Source organism: Marinobacter sediminum (assembly GCF_016820575.1).
GTDB classification, from domain to species: domain Bacteria; phylum Pseudomonadota; class Gammaproteobacteria; order Pseudomonadales; family Oleiphilaceae; genus Marinobacter; species Marinobacter sediminum.
On the sequence record NZ_JAEMQH010000001.1, the window covers coordinates 997,874 to 1,017,008 of the forward strand.

Here is a 19,135-nt window from a genome sequence, read left to right on the forward strand (position 1 = left end):
CTCCGGACCCTTTCTGTATGTCCAAGCGTCACCCGATTATTGCGGTTACCGGCTCCTCCGGCGCCGGCACGACCACCACCGGCCAGATTTTCAGCCGGATGTTCGCCAGTGAGGAACTGAATGCCGCGATGGTTAGCGGCGACAGTTTTCACCGCTACAACCGGGAGCAAATGGCCAGGCTGGCGGCCAAGGGCCAGTTTGGTGAGCGCAACCACTTCGCGCTGGCGGCCAACCACATCGATAAGCTGGAAGCGCTGTTCTACGACTACGGCCACACCGGCAATGGCCGCTACCGGCAGTACGTGCACGACGAGGATCGAGAACTGATGGCGGCGGGCCACAAGCCCGGTACCTTCACACCTTGGGGACCTTTGCCGGCGGAGAGCGATCTGTTGTTCTACGAGGGCCTGCACGGGGGTGTGGTCAGTGAAACCTACAACATCGCCCAGTACGTCGACCTGCTGATTGGGGTGGTACCCATTGTGAACCTGGAATGGATCCAGAAGATCCACCGGGACACCAACAAACGGGGTTACAGCCAGGAAGCGGTGGTAGAGACCATTATCAACCGGATGGACGATTACGTGCACGACATCGTGCCCCAGTTCTCCCACACCCATATCAACTTCCAGCGCATTCCCCTGGTCGACACCTCCAATCCGTTTGTGGTCAGGGATGTACCGACCGAAGACGAAAGCATGCTGGTGATCCGGTTCCGGGACCCCTCGGAGGTGGATTTCCCCTATCTGCTGCAGGTCATTGCCAACAGCAGCCTGTCCCGTCACGACACCCTGGTGATTCCGGGCACAAAAATGGCGCTGGCCATGGATCTGGTGGTGCGACCCATGGTCCAGCGCCTGATGGCGCGCAAGCCCTTTGCCTGAGGCCATTCAGGCGGTTAGTTTGCCATCCCGGTAATCGCGCAGGGCCTGTTCGATTTCCTCACTGGTGTTCATCACGAAGGGGCCGTATTGCACCACCGGCTCGCCAATGGGTTTGCCCGCAATCAACAGCAGTCGGGCCCCCGACGTTCCCGCAGTTAGCCGAATCTGGTTGCCGTTACCCAGGATATTGGCCGCGCTCAGGCGGAGCGGGGCATCGCCAAGGCTGGCCTCGCCCTCGTACAGGTATAGCAAGCCGTTGTGGGTTTCCGGCACCGGCAGAGTGACTTGTCCGCCCGGCTCCAGGTGCAGGTCAGCATAGATCGGCTGGGTGCTGCGGCCACTCTCGGCGCCTCGATGCACGGTGTCACCCAGCACCAGGGTGCCGGCAATCAGCTTGATCTGGCTGCCACCGACATTGATGCTTGGGATCTGCTCGGGCTGGATGTCGCGATAACCGGCATCGGTCATCTTTTCGGCCGCCGGCAGGTTAAGCCAGAGCTGAAACCCCCGCATGGTGCCTTCTTCCTGCTGAGGCATTTCCGAATGGATGATGCCGCGCCCGGCCGTCATCCACTGTACGCCGCCGTTGCGCAACTCGCCCCGGTTACCCAGGTGGTCCTGATGCAGCATATGGCCCTCAATCATATAGGTCACGGTCTCGAAGCCACGATGCGGGTGCGACGGAAAGCCAGCGATGTAGTCGGCTGCATCGGCCGAGCCAAACTCATCCAGCATCAAAAACGGATCCAGTCGAATAGTCGGCGTCTGTCCCAGGGAGCGCTTGATGCGAACGCCCGCGCCGTCGGATGTTTCGGCGCCCGCGATCACTTGCTTGAGAAGTCGATCTGTCATTCTTGCCTCCTTCTAAAAGGGCACTGGAACGCCGTCATCAGGCGGTGAGCGTTTCGATATTGCGCCGGGCCTGCTGCAGTGCGTTGGTTTTGCGGTCGTCGCCCATGTTCAGGCCTTCGGCGTACACGAAATGCAGGTCTTTCAGGCCAAGGAAGCCCAGGAAAGAACGCAGGAACGGGGTCTGCGAGTCGTTCGGGGTGCCGGCGTAAATGCCACCACGTGCCGCCAAAATGTAAACCGGACGGTCTTCCAGAAGGCCCACCGGGCCATTTTCAGTGTAGCGGAAACTGATGCCGGCCCGGGCGATGTGGTCGAAGTAGGCCTTGAGCACGGACGGAATGCCGAAGTTGTACATCGGCACGCCGATGACGATGATGTCGGCTTGTTTTACCTCTTCGATCAGTGAATCTGAATAATCCACCACGCGCTGCTGCTGGCCATCACGGTCGTCTGTGCTGGTCAGAAAGGCGCCAAAGCGGTCGGCGTCCAGGTGCGGCACCGGCTCTGCAGCCAGGTCACGCTGCTGAATCTTGAGGTCGCCGTGGCTTGCCTGCAATTGATCGATAGTGCGTTTCACCAGCTGGGATGATTGGCCATCTTGGCCAAAAATGCTTGCGGTGATGACGAGTACGTTTTTCATGTTCAATGCCTCCGAAGTTGTTCGCTAAGATGGAGGTATTGAACTGCACTGGCGGCAACGATGAAATCGGAGAATCTTGGAAGGTTTGTTCAAAATTTTTGACTAAACGCTAGAGCCCGGATTTGGGCGGGCTCTAGCGGGCACTGACAGGCGTTACTCGACGTTGCGGGAGTAAAAGATTTCCAGCATCTCCCGACGCAGGCGGTCTTCGATGGACTTGGCTTCACCGGGGCCAAGGTCGCTGGCGTTAACGCCAAACACGTAGTTATCCAGATCGAAGTTCTTGAGCATCATCTTGGTGTGGAACAGGTTCTCCTGGTACACGTTGACGTCGATCATCTGGTAGGCGGCCTGGGTGTCCTCGGTCAGGTAGTTCTGGATCGAGTTGATGTCGTGATCGATGTAATGCTTGGTGCCATCCACGTCACGGGTAAAGCCGCGCACCCGGTAATCCACGGTCACCACATCCGAATCAAAGCTGTGGATCAGGTAGTTCAATACCTTCAGCGGTGAAATCAGGCCGCAGGTGGACACGTCGATGTCGGCCCGGAAGGTGCTGACGCCGTCGTGGGGGTGACTCTCCGGATAGGTGTGCACCGTCACGTGGCTCTTGTCCAGGTGCGCCACGATGGTGTCGGGCAGTGGTCCCGGCGACTCCTCGTTATCCGGCTCCTCGCCGTCGGTCAGTTCATGCTCGGCAATCAGCATAGTGACCGAGGCGCCGTGGGGCTCGTAATCCTGACGGGCGATGTTGAGCACGTTGGCGCCGATGATCTTAACGACATCGGTCAGGATCTGGGTCAGTCGCTCGGCGTTGTACATCTCGTCGATGTAATCGATGTACGCCTCGCGCTGCTCTTCGGTCTGCGCATAACAGATGTCGTAAATGTTAAAGCTCAGGGATTTGGTCAGGTTGTTGAAACCGTGCAGCTGGAGTTTAGATTCCATGCTCAGCCCCTCCGTATCGTGGAGATGAATGACTGCAGACGTGGTTTACACGTTCTGCGGAGGCCGCCACCGATTACTGACCCGGTTGTTCACCTTTTGCGCAGACCGGCGGAGAGGGTGCGTATTATGCACACCGAGGGTGACGTTGAATAGTACAGGCACTGGATTTCCCTATCCGTGATTGTCCCTGTTACCGGGCGCGCCAGGAGGATTGGTTGGGTGCCGGTGCGCGCGTGATTATGAGGCGATTACGCCGGGGTTAACCGGCGTCGCGGATTTCGTGGCTGTGGCTGATTTCAACACCGGCCTGCTCAAGCATGATGGACGCTGAACAGTACTTCTCGGCGGACAGACTGACCGCGCGCTTGACCTGGTTTTCCTTCAGGTTGTGACCGGTTACAACGAAGTGCAGGTGAATCTTGGTGAACACTGCGGGCACGGCGTCAGCACGCTCGGCTTCAAGTTCGGCATGACAGGCGGTGACCTCTTGCCGACTCTTCTTGAGGATACTCATGACATCGAACGAGGAGCAGCCGCCCAGTCCCATCAGCAGCATTTCCATGGGTCGCGGCCCCAGGTTTTCGCCACCGTGATCGGGCGGGCCATCGAGTTGTACGCTGTGACCACTGCCACTGGTGACCTTGAAGCTGGCGTTGCCGGTCCAGTCAACGGTTGCTTTCATGGGGATATTCTCCGTTTCTGTCTGATCAGTGCCGAAACCGTCGGCGCCTTGTGAAAAATAGTTGGCAGGATGCTAGCACAGTCACCTCCCCACGGCAGCTGAACGGGCTGTTACCTGGTTCACCTTGTGGAGCTGTTCCGGTTGCCCAAATCAGGCCTTCTTGCTATAAGTTGCGGTGTTTTTGAATGAAAAAGAACGAACCCGCAGGGAAAGCTGGGTGCATAACAATCATAGGGACCCGCCAGTATTTAGGAGGCACGACTCGCACTATGGCCACTATCGTCAAGCCGGTTGAGCAGAAAACCAAACATCTCGATTATTTCCTTTCGCAGTGCCATCGACGCCGTTACCCGGCCAAGAGCACCATTATTTATGCCGGCGACAAGAGTGATTCGCTGTTTTACATTGTTAAAGGTTCGGTCACGGTCATCATCGAAGATGACGACGGCCGGGAAATGATCATGGCCTACCTGAACGCCGGAGACTTTTTCGGTGAGATGGGCCTGTTCGACAACATGGACTCCCGTAGCGCTTGGGTTAAGGCCAAAACCGAGTGTGAAGTGGCGGAGATCTCCTACACCAAATTCCGGGAAATCGCCCAGCAGGACCCCCGCGTGCTGTACTTTATTGGCGAACAGATGGCCTCACGTCTGCGCCAGACCACTCGCAAGGTCGGCGATCTGGCGTTCCTGGACGTCACCGGACGGGTTGCCCGCACTCTGCTGGATCTGTGTAAGGAACCGGATGCCATGACGCATCCCGATGGCATGCAGATCAAAATCACCCGGCAGGAAATCGGCCGTATTGTCGGCTGTTCCCGTGAGATGGTTGGCCGGGTTCTGAAAACCCTGGAGGATCAGGGTCTGGTTCGGGTGAAGGGCAAGACCATGGTGGTTTACGGGACGCGATGAGCTAGCTAATCCGTTCCTCCGCCAGAAAAAGACCGCTGATCTCAGCGGTCTTTTTTTTGTCCGCTGGCGGACACAGGGAGAGGATGAATTCACGAACCTCCTCGCCGTTGGTCTCATTTAACATCTCGTGGCGGCCGCCCTCGAACAGTCTCAGGCTGACCCGCTCAACACCGGCGTCGCGGATGGCCTGGAAATGACGGGTAATGCCTTTGCCCCTTTCTCCCACCGGATCGTCGGTGCCGGCAAACAGGTGCACCGGCAGGTCCTTGCGCCACCGCGTGGGGTTGATGGTCAGCATGCCCCGGATAAAGTCGTGCCAAAGTCCGGTCTTGCAGGCAAAGCCGCACAGTGGGTCGGCAACGTAGGCGTCCACCTGGGCCGGGTCTCGGCTTAACCAGTCGCAGTCGGTTCGGTTGGGTCGGAACAGGCGGTTGAATTTGCCGAAGGTCATTCGGGCGATGAGGGGGCTGGTGTGCCGGCCGCCGTAGAGTCGGCTCAGGCCGCTAATGATCAGCCGGGACATCAGCAGGTGGGGCCGGTGAATCCGATTGGTGGCGCTCAGGATCAGCACATCCAACGCTTCCGGATGCTGTTGGGCACAGCTCTGGGCAATGAAAGAGCCCATGCTGTGACCCAGCAATAACACCGGCAGCCCCGGAAACAGAGCCCGGCTGTGGCAAAGCACCCGGAGCAGGTCGTCGGTGACCTTGGCCCAGCCGTGGCTGTCGCTGTAGTGTCCGCGGTCCTGTTCTGGCGTGGCCGCGCCGTGTCCGCGATGATCGTAGGTGACGACGGCGATACTTCTACCGTTCAGCCACCGGGCGAACTCGGAGTAACGCCCGGCGTGCTCGGCCATGCCATGGGCAATGACGAGTACGGAATTCGGCGTTGCTGGCTGGAATACGGTGCCGCGGATGCTGTGCTCATCCTGGCTGGTCAGTGTGAACGGGTGTTCTTGCATGGGTTGTCCCTGAATCGTCCGATGCCGGGCGTTCCCATTCCGGCGGTTTCCAAAGGTGTCTGAGTCGAGACCATAATCCGCCGGGCCGTGCCATGTCGCGGAACAGGTCCACGTATTCGTGTGTCCACAGCACCAGTAAGTTATTAGACGGCGCCGGGCGGGTTATGCCGTACTCGGGCGGATCCTGGGCATTTTCGTCCACGAAGGAGCCAAACAGCCGATCCCAAATGATCAGGACACCGCCGTAGTTGCGATCAATGTAGCCGGGGTTGCGGCCGTGGTGTACCCGGTGGTGGCTGGGGGTGTTGAATACCCACTCAATCCAGCGCGGCAGACGGCCAATCAGTGTGGTGTGGATAAAGAACTGGTACACCAGTGACAGCGCGTAGGCGATGCCGATCCAGACCGGGTTGAAGCCCAGCAGCGCCAGCGGCAGGTAGAACAGCCAGTTGCCGTTAACGATGTTGGTGGCGTTCTGGCGCATGGCGGTGGAGAAGTTCATCCGCTCGGAGGAGTGGTGTACCACGTGAGCAGCCCAGAACCAGCGCATCCGATGGCTGGCCCGATGCATCCAGTAAAAGCAGAATTCCACACCCAGGAAGGTGAGAAAGGCCGTTAGCCAGGTGAGTTCCAGTTCAAAAAACCGGTAGTGGTAGCAAAGGGCAAACACCGGGAACGCAATAATGCCGGCAAACAGCAGCTCCGTGGTCTGGTAGCCGGCGCCGAGGGCAAAATTTCGGATTGCCTCCCGGGTGTCCATCAGGGCCGGGTTGTGACGGATTCGAAGGTATTCCCACATCGCCACAGCGATAAATACCGGGGTGGCGATAACAAAAATGAGCTGGCGTTCGTCCAGCGCGAGCCAAGGCGAAACAGCGTCCCATAGGGGGCGGAGTCCGCTGTCCTCAAGCACCGACAACAGCATGTCAGTCAGGTCCATATCAGGCCTACCAGTTTAATTATTGATCTGATTCTATTCTGGCATGGCTTCGGTGCCCGCGCGGTGTCGGTTTCCGACACCTGCGCTAGCGATTTCCGACATCGCAGGGGCGCTTTCAGTTCGCCTTGCGGTGTTGCTCGTACAGCTCCGAGAGCGGCTGGATCTGGTCCTGCCACTGGTCAAGCCAGGCCTTGATGTCCTTCGGGATCTTGCCCGGCTTGGGCCAGGGCACCGGGTACTCGGCGGGCTGGAACATGGGTGCGAAAATGGCCGCTGCGGTCAGGTCGGCCCGGCTAAAGCTGTCTCCCACCAGATAGGGCTGGGCGCGGTACGCCTCGGCCAGATCAGTCAGCAGGGTTTCCATGACCTTGCGCGACTGCTCTGAGGTTTTTTCGTTGATTTTCATCCATTTCCGCATGGTTTCATCAACCCGGCTGAACACCAGGCTCAGCAGCCAGCGGTTGTAGAATGGGGTGCCTGCGGCCAGCATGGGTATCACCACCTTGGGGCGTTGCAGGAAGTGGTGGTAAGCGTAGCACCTCACGGCCGGGCCGGCTTCTTCATCCAGGCGTCGCTCCCAGGCCAGGGCCTGTTCCCGCTGCTCGGGATTGGCCGGGGTGAGGGGACGTTCCGGGAAGGTTTCGTCGAGGTAGTCCAGGATCTGGGCCGAGCCCTGCACGCACTGACCATCGTGATCCAGTACCGGAACCGAGGTGCGCTTGCCTCCGGTGAGTTGCTGGACAGTCTTGATGTGTTGCCCTGGCAGCAGAGTCACGGTCTCATAATTGAGGCCTTTGTAGTCCAGGGCCCACCGGATCTTCTCGCAGTAGTGGGAAATGGCGAACTGATAGAGCTTGAGAGCCATGAAAAATCTCCTTGTTGTAGGTGCCCAGCATAGTCCTGAATTGCCTGCAGAAGAAGCCTGCGGGCAGGAGTGTGCGGCCGCCGGTGGTCATGGCCGTGCCAGCGGCTTACACTGTCGCGCCAGGATCACAGAAACAAAGGACGTTGACCATGTATCCACTCCATGCACGGCTAGTGCCTGTCGTCGCCACCGCCGGTCTGTTGGTGTCGGCCTGCACCTCCTCGCCTTTGGACCCCGAATCCAGAGAACCGAGCGTTGTCAGCCAGTATGCCTGCGGCCAGCTGCACATTCGTGTGACCGACGATCCCGATCGTGGGCTTCTCGGCATTGATTACCGCGACAAACGACTACTCCTGAAACCTGACAACAGCGCTTCACGAGAGACCTTCGTGGCCCCGGGTGATACCACGACCCGATTCCGGCGCCAGGGCGAACAGGCCGAACTGACCATTCGCGGCGAAACCTTTCCCGAGTGCCTGCCGCCGGGTGCGCTGGAGCGGCCCTTCACCGCCCGGGGCAGTGACCCGATTTGGCAGGCCCATGTGTCGAGTGCGGAGCTGGTGCTGAGTCCGCCCTACGAAGATCAACAGTCGCTCAGGCTGCCGAGTGAGTTGGTTACCGCCAACCGGCACGGGCGGGAGTTCGTGGCCGAAGCCAGTGGTACCCGGGCGACACTGACGGTGGCGAATCAACTATGCCAGGACCCGGTAACCGGAGCCCAGTATCCGAATCAGGTTCGACTCACCATAAATGGCCAGAGTTACCAGGGGTGCGGCGGTAATCCACTGCGCCTGATTCGGGGTGCCGAATGGGTGGTGGATGATCTGGCTGCCGAAGGGATTATCGATCGGTCACGGCTGACCCTGCGGTTCATGGACGACAACCGGATTGCCGGCCAGGCTTCGTGCAATCGCTACACCGGCCGGTATCAGCTCACCGATGAAGGCGGTATTGATGTCAGTGAGCTGGCGACGACGCGAATGGCCTGCGCACCCGCACTCATGGCCCAGGAAGCCCGTTTCATTGAGGCTTTGGAGCGGGCATCCAGGGTGCGGATCGGGCCTCATGGCGAGCTTCTGCTGTTAACCTCAGAGGCTGGGTTACTGTCGGCTTTTCAGTCGGACCACGACACGTTGTAACGCGCCAGAATCTCATCAAGGCGCCCACTTTGCTTGAGCTTACGAACGCCCGCGGTTAACAGGGTGGCGAACTCTTCAGATTGGGGGTGGACTTTCGAGAAGGCAATGTAAACGGGCAAGCGTTCCAGTTTGACGACCATGCGCACACTGTCTTGCTTGCCCAGTTGCTTGAGCGTCCACTGCATAACGTCCAGATCTTCAGGGAGCACGTCTGAACGCTCGTGCTCCAACAGTTCTATGGCCCGATCCAGTGGCGAGGGGCCGGATAAAATCCAGACTCGTTCGGGATTATCTCCGTGTTTTGCAATGTAGGCATCAAGCTCTGAGGAGTAGGAGTAGCTATTGATGGTCACCAGGGTCTGCTGGCTCAGCGATTCTATGCCCTGGTAGGTCCAGTCACTTTCAACGTGGGTAAAAAGGGCAGTGCGCGCGTAGCCGATGGCTTCCTCGGGATACACGAAACCCGTTGAATCCTGAGTGAAAGCACCGACTACCGCATCAATATAGCCTTTGTCGGCCAGTTCCAGTGCCCGCGCCCAACTGGTGTTGATGTACTCGACCTCCAGGCGGGCCAGGGCAAAAGCCTCCCTCGCGATCTCGATTATATACCCCTCGCGCTCGGAGCCTGCCGTACAGTTGTGCGGACACCAGGGATCGGCGGCAATGGTGATTGTGCGTTGTTCTTCAGGCGGCTGGTTTTCGCTAGGGACAGGGGCGCCAAAGGTGGTGGTTTGTACTGCAACAGGGGGAGAGTCTTCTGGTGGCGAGCACGCCGTCAGGCAGGTAAAGCAAATCAGGAGCAAAGCTCTCAGCATCGTATTAGGCCAAATGCCGTTAAAAAGAAAACGGCTTAACTTCAAGCTTAGACGGTACTGAGAGCGTTGTAACCCCGGTGGGCCCTAATTGGCCCGGTTGTCCCTCTCGCTGGAGGCTTCAGTAGGGACCAGTGCCCGAGTCAGGTCTTTCATGGTCAGCGCGCCGACCTGCTGACCGTCGCGCACCACCCGGAAGGTCAGGGAGGTGTCACCCTTGGATCGGGACAGCACCGTCTCCAGGTTGTCCTTTTCCGTGATGTCGCCGGCGTACTCGATATCGTCCCGGTCCGGCTGGGTCATGATCGAGCGTACCCGGAGCACCCGGGCGCGGTTGATGTCGCTGATGAAATCGATGATGTACGGGTCATTCGGATTCAGCAGAATGTCCTGGGGATCGCCCTGCTGGATCACCTCGCCGTCTTTCAGGATGACCAGGTGATCGGCCAGTTTCAGCGCCTCGTCAAGGTCGTGGGTGATGAAAACGATGGTTTTCTTCAGCTCTTCCTGAAGCTCCAGAAGCAAGTCCTGCATGTCGGAGCGAATCAGCGGATCCAGCGCCGAGAAGGCTTCGTCCATCAGCATGACTGGGGCGTTGGAGACCAGCGCACGGGCAATGCCCACGCGCTGCTGCATGCCGCCGGACAACTGGTGAGGGTACTGGTTTTCGTTGCCTTCCAAACCAACCCGGGCCAGCCACTTGCGGGCTTCCGCCTCGTAGTCCTCGGTTTTCTGGCCGCGCACATCCATCGCCATGCCCGCGTTCTCCAGCACCGTTCGATGCGGCAGCAGGGCAAACTTCTGGAACACCATCGACATGCGCTCGCGCCGGAGCTTGCGCAGCTGGGTTTCGTCGTACTGCATGACGTCTTCGTCGCCAAAACGAATCTCACCGGCGGTCGGTTCGATCAGCCGGTTAAGGTGCCGAATCAGGGTCGATTTGCCGGAGCCGGACAGCCCCATGATCACGGTAATTTCGCCATCGCGCATATCAACGTTGATGTCGCGCAGGCCCAGCACATGGTTCTGCTTTTCAAGCAAATCGGACTTGTTCATTCCGCGGCGTACGTATTCCAGCCCGACATCCGGTGTCGGGCCAAATATCTTGTACAGATTCTTGATGGAAATTTTGATGTCTTTGTCCACGTCTCTGTCCTCAGTGCTTTTGGGAGGCATTGATGCGTGCCAGAGAAGCTTTGGTGACCCGGTCGAGGATCACGGCCAGAATCACGATACCGAGGCCGGATACCAGGCCAACGCCCAGTTCCAGGTTTCGGATGCCGCGCAGAACCAGTACGCCCAGACCTGGTGCAGACACCAGGGAGGCGATCACGACCATGGCCAGGCTCATCATGATGGTCTGGTTTACACCCGCCATGATGTTGGGCAGCGCGAGCGGGATCTGGACCTTGAACAGCTTCTGTCGAGGCGTCATGCCGAAGGCATCGGCAGCCTCAATCACGTCTTTATCCACCAGCCGGATGCCGAGATTGGTCAACCGGATGACCGGAACGATGGCGTACAGGATGATGGCGATGCCGTACAGCTTGGACTCGGTCACGCTGAACAGGAAGATCAGCGGGATCAGGTACACGAACGGCGGCAGCGTCTGCAACATGTCCAGCACTGGGATGGTCATGCGTTGCATCATGTCACTTCGGGACATGGCGATGCCAATGGGTACCCCTAACAGGACGCAGAGGAAGGCGCAGACAAAGATGATGGCCAGGGTCTGCATCGCGTAAGTGTAGTAATCGATGAACGCCAGGGTAACGAAGCTGGCGGCGACAAAGCCCACCAGTTTCCAGGATTTGCTCACCACGAACACCACCGCCAGCAACAACGGGATGACGATCCACCAGGGTGCACTGAGCATGGCATACAGGGTGCCATCCAGAGCCCAGCTCAGCGGTTGGGTGATGGGGTCAAGGACCACGCTCATGCTGTCCTTGACGGCCAGGAAGCCTTCTTCCAGGCCCTTGGTCAGCTCCCGGGATTGAGGGAAAGCCGGGCAGGCTTTGTTCAGGGCATCCATGGACGGGAAGGGAAGATCCCACAAAGAAGTCTCGGCGGGCTCCCCGCCTTTGGCTTTTGACAGCAGCTGTGCCATGGACATCGGGGCGTCACTCTTGCCCTCTGAGCACCAGTCATCCAGACCGAGTGAACTAAAAACAGCGTCGTAAGTTGCCATGATTTGTCAGGTTCCTGCGCGTATCTCCGCCAGGTCAACGGACATCGGGTTAGTGAATGGAAAACTGGCAGGGCCGGTGCGGGCCCTGCCAGATACGGGAGGCGTTACTCGCCCAGGATCGCCGCGAGGCGCTCACGAGCCGAGTCGTTCAACCAGTTTTTCCAGGTGTCGGTGTTGTTGCTCAGGAAGTACACGGCGGCCTCTTCGGCAGACGCGTTGTTGTCGCTCTTCCAGGCCAGCACCTGGCTCATGGTGGCGGTTTCGAAGGTCATCTTGCTCAGCATCTCGGCAACTTCCGGTTCGCGCTCCTGGAAGCTGGTGGTGACTGCGGTCAACACAGGCGCCGCCGGGAAATCGGAAACGCGCGGGTTGTCGATGTCCTTGTTGCCATTGGCAGCGTGAGCCTCGGCGTCATACTCGCCCAGGTCGATGCGAGTCATGTCGAACTTGCCCAGCGGTACAGTCGGGCCCCAGTAATAACCGAACCAGGGTTCTTCGTTCTGCACTGCCGAGGCCATGGACGAGGCCAGGGTTTCACCGGAGCCGTGATTGAACACTTCAATACCGGAGGCTTCCAGGTTCAGGGCGCGAATCAGGTTGTCGTTGACAATCCGGCAGCCCCAGCCGTCCGGGCAGTTGTTAAAGCGAGCTTCAACCAGTTCGGGGTTGGCCATGATGCCTTCGATGGTCTTCAGCTCAGGATGCTTGTCGACCACGTAGGTTGGCAGCCACCAACCTTCCACGCCGCCGGGAGACAGCACTTCGCCGAGCCGGACAATCTTGCCTTCGCTTTCAAGGCGATCGAAGACCTCGCCAGTGGAGTTGACCCACAACTCAGTCACAATGTCCGGCTCACCGTTTTCAGCGACCGAGGTGATTGCCGGAACAGTATCGGAGGGAACAACGGCGACGTCACAGCCATAGCCTTGTTCCATGACGAACTTGGCAACGTTGGTGACCACTGAGGCAGATGCCCAGTTCATTTCGGTGATGGATACCTGGCCGCACTCGTCAGCCTGGGCAAACGCCGGAGCGGCGGCCGCGCACATCAGCGCAGCAGACATAATCTTGCGCATAGTCACTTCTCCTTATCGGGGTTGGCAGAATACTTGCTGTTTCATTAAGGATAGTTCACGAAATACGGTCTGGTGGCCGTAACGGATCGAAGCGGAAGTGGGTTTTGCGATCTTGGTTATATCAAACAAAATCAGAGCGTCTCAGACATTACACGATGTTTAGGATAAGGGTCCTGGGCAGAGTTACAAGTTTGGCCCGAAAAACATGACTATTCTGTATGCATGTGTTGTGGGTTCAATTGCGCCTTCTGTCACTGCGCTGTAGCACTTTCCGGCTAGGCTTTCGCCGGATGAGGGAGTGCACCATGACCGAATTACGAATGCTGACACCGCACACAACCATTGCTGCAGAGCAAGCCAACCGGGACCGTCGCCAGCGCCGGCTGCTGCGGTCGTTTTTGCCCGAAATGGTGCAACTGGAGCGCTTGCTGGCGGAGGCTCCGGCGTCGGTGACCACCCGGATTCTGGATCGCATACCGGTGGCGGAAATGTCGTTGCCCATCTATCGGGTGGATCTGGGCTCCGAGCGACCAGATGCGCCATCGATGGTGTTGGTTGGCGGAGTGCACGGCTTGGAGCGCATCGGTACTCAGGTGGTCATGGCCTGGCTGGAATCCGTGCTGGCCCGGCGGCGTTGGGATGACAGTTTGCGAAAGTTGCTGCAGACCGTACGGGTGACCATTCTGCCCATTCTCAATCCCGGAGGCATGTTCCTGAATCAGCGCAGCAACCCGGGTGGCGTGGACCTGATGCGCAATGCGCCTATTGTGGCCCAGGAGCGCAGTGCCTTCATGCTGGGCGGTCAGCGATTGTCCACCCGGTTACCCTGGTACATCGGAGACCCGGAGCAGGGTATGGAAGCGGAGAACCTGGCGCTTGAGTCGGTGATCAACGATGTGGTTCCCGGTCGGCCGTTCAGTGTGGCGCTGGATTGCCACTCCGGCTTTGGCTGGAAGGACCAGATCTGGTTTCCCTATGCCTACCGCCGGCGCCCGATGCGGCGTATCGCCTCGGTGATGGCGCTGAAGCTGATCTGGGAGCAGGCGTACCCGAACCATGATTACCAGTTTGAGCCCCAGTCGAACCATTACCTGACCCATGGCGATCTTTGGGACTATTTCTACAAGCAGGTGAACCGCGCCAATGAGGGAGTGTTTTTGCCACTGACACTGGAGATGGGTTCCTGGCGCTGGATTCGGAAGCGGCCGCGCCAGCTGCTGCGGCTGGATGGCCTGTTTAATCCACAGGCTCCGCACCGGCACAAGCGGGTGCTGCGAACCCACCTGGCCTGGATGGATTTCCTGCTGAGCGCCGCCGCAGCTCACGAAAACTGGTTGCCGGGCCGGAACGAGGAGTCCATGCTGAAGGAAGCGGCGATTATGCACTGGTATCGGGACGCTCAATAGCATGGACTGGATTCTGTTGCGGGGTCTGACCCGTGAGCAGGCCCACTGGGGTGACTTTCCACAGCGCCTGCAGTTGGTATTTCCGGAACACCGTTTTCACCCGGTCGACCTACCCGGCACCGGTGTGCATTGTCGCGATGACAGTCCGGACACCATTGTCGGTATTCGCGAGACGGTGCGCCGGCAGGTCGCGCACATCCCAAAGCCCTTCAGCATTTTGGCGCTGTCCATGGGCGGCATGGTGGCTCTGGACTGGGCCCAGCACGCGCCGGAGGGTGAAATCCAGAATCTGGTGCTGATCAATACCAGTTCCGGCTTCAGTCCGTTTTGGCAACGCATGCGCCCGGGAGCTTGGCCAAAACTGATCCGGCTGTTGGCCCGTCGCGAGCTGTTTGACCGGGAGCGTGACCTGCTCCGACTGACCTCCAATCGTGTGCCGCCGCTGGCACTGGTCAAACAGTGGTATCGCATCCAGCGCCAGCGTCCGGTCAGTGCCCGAAACGCGGTTCGACAAATGGCCGCCGCCGCCCGATTCAAGCCAGCGCCCAAACGACCCATGCCCGAAGCGCTGCTGCTGGCCAGCCGGGGTGACCGGCTGGTGCACTGGAAGTGTAGTGCGGCCCTGGAACAGCGCTGGCAGTGGACACTGAAACTGCATCCGGAGGCCGGCCACGATCTGGTCATCGACGACTCGGACTGGATTATCCGACAGTTGTTGGAGTGGTTGGTTCGCTAACATTGGTTGCTTGACGCAACTCTCTGTTCGGGGCAGGCTCAGCGTTTGTCTGCCGGTGGCAGTCACCCACAAACGTCCGGAACGGAGCCAACAACAATGAAAATCTTTGAGACCAAAACCGCCCCGAATCCTCGCCGCGTACGCATGTTCATGGCCGAGAAAGGCTTGCTCGACAAGGCCGAGTTTGTCGAGATTGATCTGCGGAAAGGTGAGAACCTGACCCCGGAATACGTCGCCAAGAATCCGATGAAAAAAGTACCGGTCATGGAGCTGGATGATGGCACCTGCATTGCCGAAACCATGGCTATCTGCCGCTACTTCGAGGAAAGTTATCCGGACACCCCAAGCCTGCTGGGTGATACTCCGCTCGAGAAAGCACAGCTGGAACAGTGGATGCGGTGGATCGAGTTGTTTTTCTTCATGCCCACGGGCATGTGTTTTCAGCACACCAGCGGTTACTTCAAGGATCGCATGAATCCGATCAAGGAGTGGGGCGAGGAGTGCGGTCAACAGGTTGAGAAGTTCCTGCACTTCCTGAACAAGCAGCTTGAGGGCAAGGAGTACATCTGTCTTGATCGCTTCACCGCAGCGGACATCAATGCCTTTACCACCATCGCCTTTGCCCGGGTGATCAACATCCGTATCAAGCCGGAGCAAACCAACCTTCAGGCCTGGTTTGATCGCATCAAGGCGCGGCCATCGGCCCAGGTTTAACGCGCGGTTTTTGGTATCAAGCCCCCGTTCATCCCAATCAGGAGAGTGCTTTGATTGATTTATACACGTCGCCGACGCCCAATGGCCACAAGGTATCTGTTTTGCTGGAAGAGATGGGGGTTGAGTACAACCTGATCCCGGTCGACCTGTCCAAGGGTGCACAGAAAACCCCGGAGTTTCTGGCGATGAATCCCAATGGCCGTATCCCGGTCATCGTGGATCGCGACAACGACGATTTTGTGGTGTTCGAGTCCGGTGCGATCATGGTTTACCTGGCTGAGAAATATGGCCGGTTCTACCCCGCCGACCCCAAGGTGCGTTCACGGGCACTCCAATGGCTGATGTTCCAGATGGGCGGCGTGGGGCCTATGATGGGTCAGGCCAATGTGTTCTACCGCTATTTCCCGGAGAAGATTCAGCCTGCTATTGATCGCTACCAGCACGAGTGTCGGCGTTTGTTTGAAGTGCTGAATACCCGCCTGGAACAATCCCGCTACCTGGCCGGCGACGAGATCACCATTGCTGATTTCGCCAATTGGGCATGGGTGCGTACCCATAACTGGTCTGGCGCCTCGGTGGAGGGCCTGGAGCATCTGATGCGCTGGGTCAACGAGCTCTATGAGCGACCCGGTTGTGCGGCCGGCATTCGCAAGCCGGAGCGCCCGGGAAGTTCGGACGATCTGGTCAAGAGTGCTCAGACCATGGTAACTCGCTGAGCATCGGGTAAGATCACAGCCTTGATGACAACCGACAGGAGACCGGCATGACCGCCTCGGCACAACTGACCTGTGCATTGGAAAAGATTGATGGCGCCAACCGCGCCGACCCAAACCGGGAAACCGTCGATGGCGAGTCGTTGCCGCGGGAGTACGCCTACAGCCAGCACATGACCCGCTGGTTGTTCGCGCTGGAATCGGAACCTTCCGAACGGATGCAGATTGCCTGCCGGGCCCAGCACATCGAGCGCTGGACCATTCCGCGCACGGAATACCCGGAAGGGCGCAAGGCCTACTACCAGTGGCGCCAGGCCTGTGGTCGCATGCACGGGCGCCGGGCTGCCGAGATCATGGCCGAGTGTGGCTTTGAAGCGGCCGAGTGCGAGAAGGTGGAAACCATTCTGACCAAGCGCGAGCTGCGCCAGGATGCCGATACCCAGTTGTTGGAAGATGTTGCCTGCATGGTGTTTCTGGAGCGCTACTTTGCTGATTTCTATGAAGAGAAAGCGGACTACGACCGCGAGAAGTGGCTGAGAATCGTGCGCCGGACCTGGGGCAAGATGTCGCCCCGGGGCCATGAGGCGGCGTTGAAACTGGCGGAGGGGATGCCGGTCCACCTGCTGGCGTTGTTGCAGGAGGCGCTGGCTGAGCCTGGCGAATAAACTTTGGCGGGCAGGCAAGCGGAGGCGGCCTGCCAAAATACGCTGTTAATACGTCCCTGTACGCTCGGCTCCGCCATCCATGGCTCCGCACGATTTTGGCAGGCCGCCTCCGCTTGCCTGGTCCGAGGTTGGAGTTAATCGTTCGGGAAGAACAGCTCTTTAAGCTTTTGCCCCGGCTCCTCCGCTCGCATGAAAGATTCCCCGACCAAGAACCCGTAAATCCCACGCCCGGTCATGGCCTCCACATCGGTGCGGGTCATGATGCCACTCTCAGTGATGCTCAGGCGATCCTTGCCAATGCGCTCGTGCAGATCGAAAGTGGTATCCAGCGAGACCTCAAAGGTGTGCAGGTTGCGGTTGTTGATGCCGACCAGCGGGGTCTTCAGGGTCAGCGCGTCGTCCAGCTCTTCCCCGTTGTGCACTTCCACCAGCACGTCCAAGCCGATCTCGTGGGCGATGCCTTCCAGCTCCTGCATCTGGTCCTTGGTCAGGCAGGCCGCGATCAGCAGGATGCAGTCGGCGCCCATGGCGCGGCTTTCGTACACCTGGTAGGGCGCCACCATGAAATCCTTGCGGATTACGGGCAGGCTGCAGGCGTTGCGGGCGGCGACCAGATAATCTTCGTGGCCCTGGAAAAAGTCCCTGTCGGTGAGTACCGACAGGCAGGCTGCGCCGCCTTTCTCGTAACTTTCGGCGATCACTTCCGGCTCGAACGGGTCCCGTAATATCCCTTTGCTGGGTGACGCCTTCTTGATCTCTGCGATCACCGCCGGCGCCTGGCTTTCAATCCGGCTGCGCAGGGCATTGGCAAAGCCTCGAGTCGGCGCCTGGTCGCCCGCCATCGCCTTCAGGTCATCGATGCTGACCTTCGCTTTGCGATCGGCAATTTCTTCCCATTTGCGCTCAACAATCTTGCGCAGGATGGTGGGGGTGCGGTCGTTGTGTCGGTCAGTCATGGTTGCTGTCGCTCAGAAACACTGGGAAAAGTCGGCCAGCTCGGACATCTTGCCGGCGGCCAGGCCGGAGCCGATGGAGTCCAGGGCCAGTTCTACCCCGTCTTTCGGGGTGGCGGCCAGGCCGGCTACGTAAATCGCCGCGCCGGCGTTCAGGGCGATCATGTCGCGGGCTTTCTCGGCCATCTCGTCGTGACCGCGGCCGAAGGCGGCCCGGATCAGCTTCAGGGAGTCTTCGGAGCTGTCCACGGTCAGGCCGACCAGGGATTCGCTTTTGATGCCCAGATCTTCCGGGGTGATGTCGTATTCGGTGATCTGGCCATCTTTCAGTTCGGCTACGTGAGTGGGGCTGGCCAAGCTGATTTCGTCCAGCCCGTCCTTTGAGCACACCACCATGATGTGTTCCGAGCCCAGTCGCTGGAGCACTTCCGCCATCGGCCGGCACAGATCCTTGGTAAAGACCCCGAGCAGCTGGCGTTTAACGCCGGCCGGGTTGGTCATCGGGCCGAGAATGTTGAAGATTGTGCGGCAACCGAGTTCCTTGCGCGGGCCAATGGCGTGCTTCATGGCGCCGTGATGGGCCGGGGCGAACATGAAACCAACGCCGATCTGTTCGATGCACCGGGCCACCTGTTCCGGCGACATGTTGAGATTGATGCCGGCCTTCTCGATCAGGTCGGCACTGCCGCTCTTGGAGGACACGCCGCGGTTGCCGTGCTTGGCGACAAAGCCACCGGCGGCGGCGACCACGAAGGCGGCTGCCGACGACACGTTGAACAGGTTGGCGCCGTCGCCGCCGGTGCCGACGATGTCTACCAAGGGTTCGGCCTTGACGGTGACGCCGGTGGCCAGCTCGCGCATGACTTCGGTGGCCCCGGTGATTTCATCGATGGTCTCGCTCTTGAGCCGCAGGCCCATCAGGAAGGCCCCGATCTGCGAGTCGGTAGCTTCGCCCTTCATGACGATGCGCATAACCTGTTTCATCTCGTCCCGGGACAGGTCCAGGTTGGAGGCAATCCGGTTCAGAGCTTCTTTCATGTCCATGGT

The 19,135-nt window shown here is 59.2% G+C and carries 21 protein-coding genes; 8 read left to right on the forward strand and 13 right to left on the reverse strand.

The window, feature by feature from the left end; translation table 11 throughout:
- Positions 1-17 precede the first annotated feature (17 nt).
- Positions 18-884, forward strand: coding sequence for a phosphoribulokinase (locus FGO67_RS04405; protein ID WP_203299482.1), 867 nt, complete (start codon positions 18-20; stop codon positions 882-884).
- Between the two features lie 6 nt (positions 885-890).
- On the opposite strand, the gene FGO67_RS04410 is transcribed toward FGO67_RS04405, so the two are convergent.
- From FGO67_RS04410 to FGO67_RS04425, 4 genes are all read right to left on the reverse strand, one after another.
- Positions 891-1,736: a pirin family protein gene (locus tag FGO67_RS04410; protein ID WP_203299483.1), complete on the reverse strand. Its 846-nt coding sequence runs from the start codon at positions 1,734-1,736 to the stop codon at positions 891-893.
- 37 nt (positions 1,737-1,773) lie between these two features.
- Positions 1,774-2,376, reverse strand: a complete 603-nt coding sequence (locus tag FGO67_RS04415) for an FMN-dependent NADH-azoreductase (protein ID WP_203299484.1) — start codon at positions 2,374-2,376, stop codon at positions 1,774-1,776.
- A gap of 153 nt (positions 2,377-2,529) precedes the next feature.
- On the reverse strand, positions 2,530-3,324 hold the full coding sequence (gene speD / locus FGO67_RS04420) for an adenosylmethionine decarboxylase (protein WP_203299485.1): 795 nt from the start codon (positions 3,322-3,324) through the stop codon (positions 2,530-2,532).
- A gap of 259 nt (positions 3,325-3,583) precedes the next feature.
- Complete coding sequence (locus FGO67_RS04425) at positions 3,584-4,006, reverse strand: OsmC family protein (protein WP_138438505.1); 423 nt, start codon at positions 4,004-4,006, stop codon at positions 3,584-3,586.
- 269 nt (positions 4,007-4,275) lie between these two features.
- Here FGO67_RS04425 and crp point away from each other — a divergent pair, with 269 nt between their 5' ends.
- A complete protein-coding gene (gene crp, locus FGO67_RS04430) occupies positions 4,276-4,917 on the forward strand; it encodes a cAMP-activated global transcriptional regulator CRP (protein WP_007153756.1) in 642 nt (213 codons plus the stop codon).
- Between the two features lies 1 nt (position 4,918).
- Here the strand turns inward: crp and FGO67_RS04435 are convergent, their stop codons facing one another.
- The 3 genes from FGO67_RS04435 to FGO67_RS04445 all read right to left on the reverse strand — a co-directional run bounded on the left by FGO67_RS04435 (position 4,919) and on the right by FGO67_RS04445 (position 7,683).
- Positions 4,919-5,878 (reverse strand): alpha/beta hydrolase, encoded by a 960-nt coding sequence (locus FGO67_RS04435; protein ID WP_203299486.1) that lies wholly within the window; start codon positions 5,876-5,878, stop codon positions 4,919-4,921.
- Positions 5,841-6,818: a sterol desaturase family protein gene (locus tag FGO67_RS04440; RefSeq protein WP_203299487.1), complete on the reverse strand. Its 978-nt coding sequence runs from the start codon at positions 6,816-6,818 to the stop codon at positions 5,841-5,843. Before FGO67_RS04440 ends, FGO67_RS04435 begins: the two co-directional genes overlap by 38 nt.
- Positions 6,819-6,933: 115 nt before the next feature.
- The gene (locus tag FGO67_RS04445; RefSeq protein WP_203299488.1) at positions 6,934-7,683 is read right to left on the reverse strand and encodes a glutathione S-transferase family protein; all 750 of its coding nucleotides are present in this window, start codon (positions 7,681-7,683) and stop codon (positions 6,934-6,936) included.
- Between the two features lie 149 nt (positions 7,684-7,832).
- Between FGO67_RS04445 and FGO67_RS04450 the strand changes: the two genes are divergently transcribed.
- The gene (locus FGO67_RS04450) at positions 7,833-8,822 is read left to right on the forward strand and encodes an META domain-containing protein (RefSeq protein WP_203299489.1); all 990 of its coding nucleotides are present in this window, start codon (positions 7,833-7,835) and stop codon (positions 8,820-8,822) included.
- Here FGO67_RS04450 and FGO67_RS04455 read toward each other — a convergent pair.
- The 4 genes from FGO67_RS04455 to FGO67_RS04470 form a co-directional block, all read right to left on the reverse strand.
- Positions 8,798-9,637 (reverse strand): substrate-binding periplasmic protein, encoded by an 840-nt coding sequence (locus FGO67_RS04455; RefSeq protein WP_203299490.1) that lies wholly within the window; start codon positions 9,635-9,637, stop codon positions 8,798-8,800. The genes FGO67_RS04450 and FGO67_RS04455 overlap by 25 nt on opposite strands.
- An 84-nt stretch (positions 9,638-9,721) precedes the next feature.
- A complete protein-coding gene (locus FGO67_RS04460) occupies positions 9,722-10,780 on the reverse strand; it encodes a quaternary amine ABC transporter ATP-binding protein (RefSeq protein ID WP_203299491.1) in 1,059 nt (352 codons plus the stop codon).
- 10 nt (positions 10,781-10,790) lie between these two features.
- A complete protein-coding gene (locus FGO67_RS04465) occupies positions 10,791-11,825 on the reverse strand; it encodes an ABC transporter permease (RefSeq protein ID WP_203299492.1) in 1,035 nt (344 codons plus the stop codon).
- Between the two features lie 104 nt (positions 11,826-11,929).
- Positions 11,930-12,901 carry an ABC transporter substrate-binding protein gene (locus tag FGO67_RS04470; RefSeq protein ID WP_203299493.1) on the reverse strand — a complete coding sequence of 324 codons (972 nt, stop codon included), beginning with the start codon at positions 12,899-12,901 and terminating at the stop codon, positions 11,930-11,932.
- 305 nt (positions 12,902-13,206) lie between these two features.
- Between FGO67_RS04470 and FGO67_RS04475 the strand changes: the two genes are divergently transcribed.
- The 5 genes from FGO67_RS04475 (at position 13,207) to FGO67_RS04495 (ending at position 17,135) form a co-directional block, all read left to right on the forward strand.
- Positions 13,207-14,307, forward strand: coding sequence for a M14 family zinc carboxypeptidase (locus FGO67_RS04475; protein ID WP_203299494.1), 1,101 nt, complete (start codon positions 13,207-13,209; stop codon positions 14,305-14,307).
- A 1-nt stretch (position 14,308) separates the two neighbouring features.
- Positions 14,309-15,043, forward strand: a complete 735-nt coding sequence (locus tag FGO67_RS04480; RefSeq protein WP_203299495.1) for an alpha/beta fold hydrolase — start codon at positions 14,309-14,311, stop codon at positions 15,041-15,043.
- 96 nt (positions 15,044-15,139) lie between these two features.
- On the forward strand, positions 15,140-15,757 hold the full coding sequence (locus FGO67_RS04485; protein ID WP_203299496.1) for a glutathione S-transferase family protein: 618 nt from the start codon (positions 15,140-15,142) through the stop codon (positions 15,755-15,757).
- Positions 15,758-15,807: 50 nt separating this feature from the next.
- Entirely contained in the window at positions 15,808-16,473 is a 666-nt protein-coding gene (locus FGO67_RS04490; RefSeq protein WP_203299497.1) for a glutathione S-transferase family protein, read from the forward strand.
- A 47-nt stretch (positions 16,474-16,520) separates the two neighbouring features.
- The gene (locus FGO67_RS04495) at positions 16,521-17,135 is read left to right on the forward strand and encodes a DUF4202 domain-containing protein (RefSeq protein ID WP_203299498.1); all 615 of its coding nucleotides are present in this window, start codon (positions 16,521-16,523) and stop codon (positions 17,133-17,135) included.
- Between the two features lie 134 nt (positions 17,136-17,269).
- Here the strand turns inward: FGO67_RS04495 and trpC are convergent, their stop codons facing one another.
- The gene (gene trpC, locus FGO67_RS04500) at positions 17,270-18,091 is read right to left on the reverse strand and encodes an indole-3-glycerol phosphate synthase TrpC (protein WP_203299499.1); all 822 of its coding nucleotides are present in this window, start codon (positions 18,089-18,091) and stop codon (positions 17,270-17,272) included.
- A gap of 12 nt (positions 18,092-18,103) precedes the next feature.
- On the reverse strand, positions 18,104-19,132 hold the full coding sequence (trpD, locus tag FGO67_RS04505; protein ID WP_203299962.1) for an anthranilate phosphoribosyltransferase: 1,029 nt from the start codon (positions 19,130-19,132) through the stop codon (positions 18,104-18,106).
- Positions 19,133-19,135 lie beyond the last annotated feature (3 nt).

Excerpts from the sequence above, each read along its gene's own strand:
- FGO67_RS04405 (WP_203299482.1), top strand. The coding sequence starts at position 18 with ATGTCCAAGCGTCACCCGATTATTGCGGTTACCGGCTCCTCCGGCGCC.
- FGO67_RS04475 (WP_203299494.1), top strand. The coding sequence starts at position 13,207 with ATGACCGAATTACGAATGCTGACACCGCACACAACCATTGCTGCAGAG.
- crp (WP_007153756.1), top strand. The coding sequence starts at position 4,276 with ATGGCCACTATCGTCAAGCCGGTTGAGCAGAAAACCAAACATCTCGAT.
- FGO67_RS04465 (WP_203299492.1), bottom strand. The coding sequence starts at position 11,825 with ATGGCAACTTACGACGCTGTTTTTAGTTCACTCGGTCTGGATGACTGG.
- FGO67_RS04455 (WP_203299490.1), bottom strand. The coding sequence starts at position 9,637 with ATGCTGAGAGCTTTGCTCCTGATTTGCTTTACCTGCCTGACGGCGTGC.
- FGO67_RS04485 (WP_203299496.1), top strand. The coding sequence starts at position 15,140 with ATGAAAATCTTTGAGACCAAAACCGCCCCGAATCCTCGCCGCGTACGC.
- FGO67_RS04415 (WP_203299484.1), bottom strand. The coding sequence starts at position 2,376 with ATGAAAAACGTACTCGTCATCACCGCAAGCATTTTTGGCCAAGATGGC.
- trpD (WP_203299962.1), bottom strand. The coding sequence starts at position 19,132 with ATGGACATGAAAGAAGCTCTGAACCGGATTGCCTCCAACCTGGACCTG.
- FGO67_RS04435 (WP_203299486.1), bottom strand. The coding sequence starts at position 5,878 with ATGCAAGAACACCCGTTCACACTGACCAGCCAGGATGAGCACAGCATC.
- FGO67_RS04425 (WP_138438505.1), bottom strand. The coding sequence starts at position 4,006 with ATGAAAGCAACCGTTGACTGGACCGGCAACGCCAGCTTCAAGGTCACC.
- FGO67_RS04450 (WP_203299489.1), top strand. The coding sequence starts at position 7,833 with ATGTATCCACTCCATGCACGGCTAGTGCCTGTCGTCGCCACCGCCGGT.
- FGO67_RS04410 (WP_203299483.1), bottom strand. The coding sequence starts at position 1,736 with ATGACAGATCGACTTCTCAAGCAAGTGATCGCGGGCGCCGAAACATCC.
- FGO67_RS04480 (WP_203299495.1), top strand. The coding sequence starts at position 14,309 with ATGGACTGGATTCTGTTGCGGGGTCTGACCCGTGAGCAGGCCCACTGG.
- speD (WP_203299485.1), bottom strand. The coding sequence starts at position 3,324 with ATGGAATCTAAACTCCAGCTGCACGGTTTCAACAACCTGACCAAATCC.
- FGO67_RS04470 (WP_203299493.1), bottom strand. The coding sequence starts at position 12,901 with ATGCGCAAGATTATGTCTGCTGCGCTGATGTGCGCGGCCGCCGCTCCG.
- FGO67_RS04495 (WP_203299498.1), top strand. The coding sequence starts at position 16,521 with ATGACCGCCTCGGCACAACTGACCTGTGCATTGGAAAAGATTGATGGC.
- FGO67_RS04445 (WP_203299488.1), bottom strand. The coding sequence starts at position 7,683 with ATGGCTCTCAAGCTCTATCAGTTCGCCATTTCCCACTACTGCGAGAAG.
- FGO67_RS04440 (WP_203299487.1), bottom strand. The coding sequence starts at position 6,818 with ATGGACCTGACTGACATGCTGTTGTCGGTGCTTGAGGACAGCGGACTC.
- trpC (WP_203299499.1), bottom strand. The coding sequence starts at position 18,091 with ATGACTGACCGACACAACGACCGCACCCCCACCATCCTGCGCAAGATT.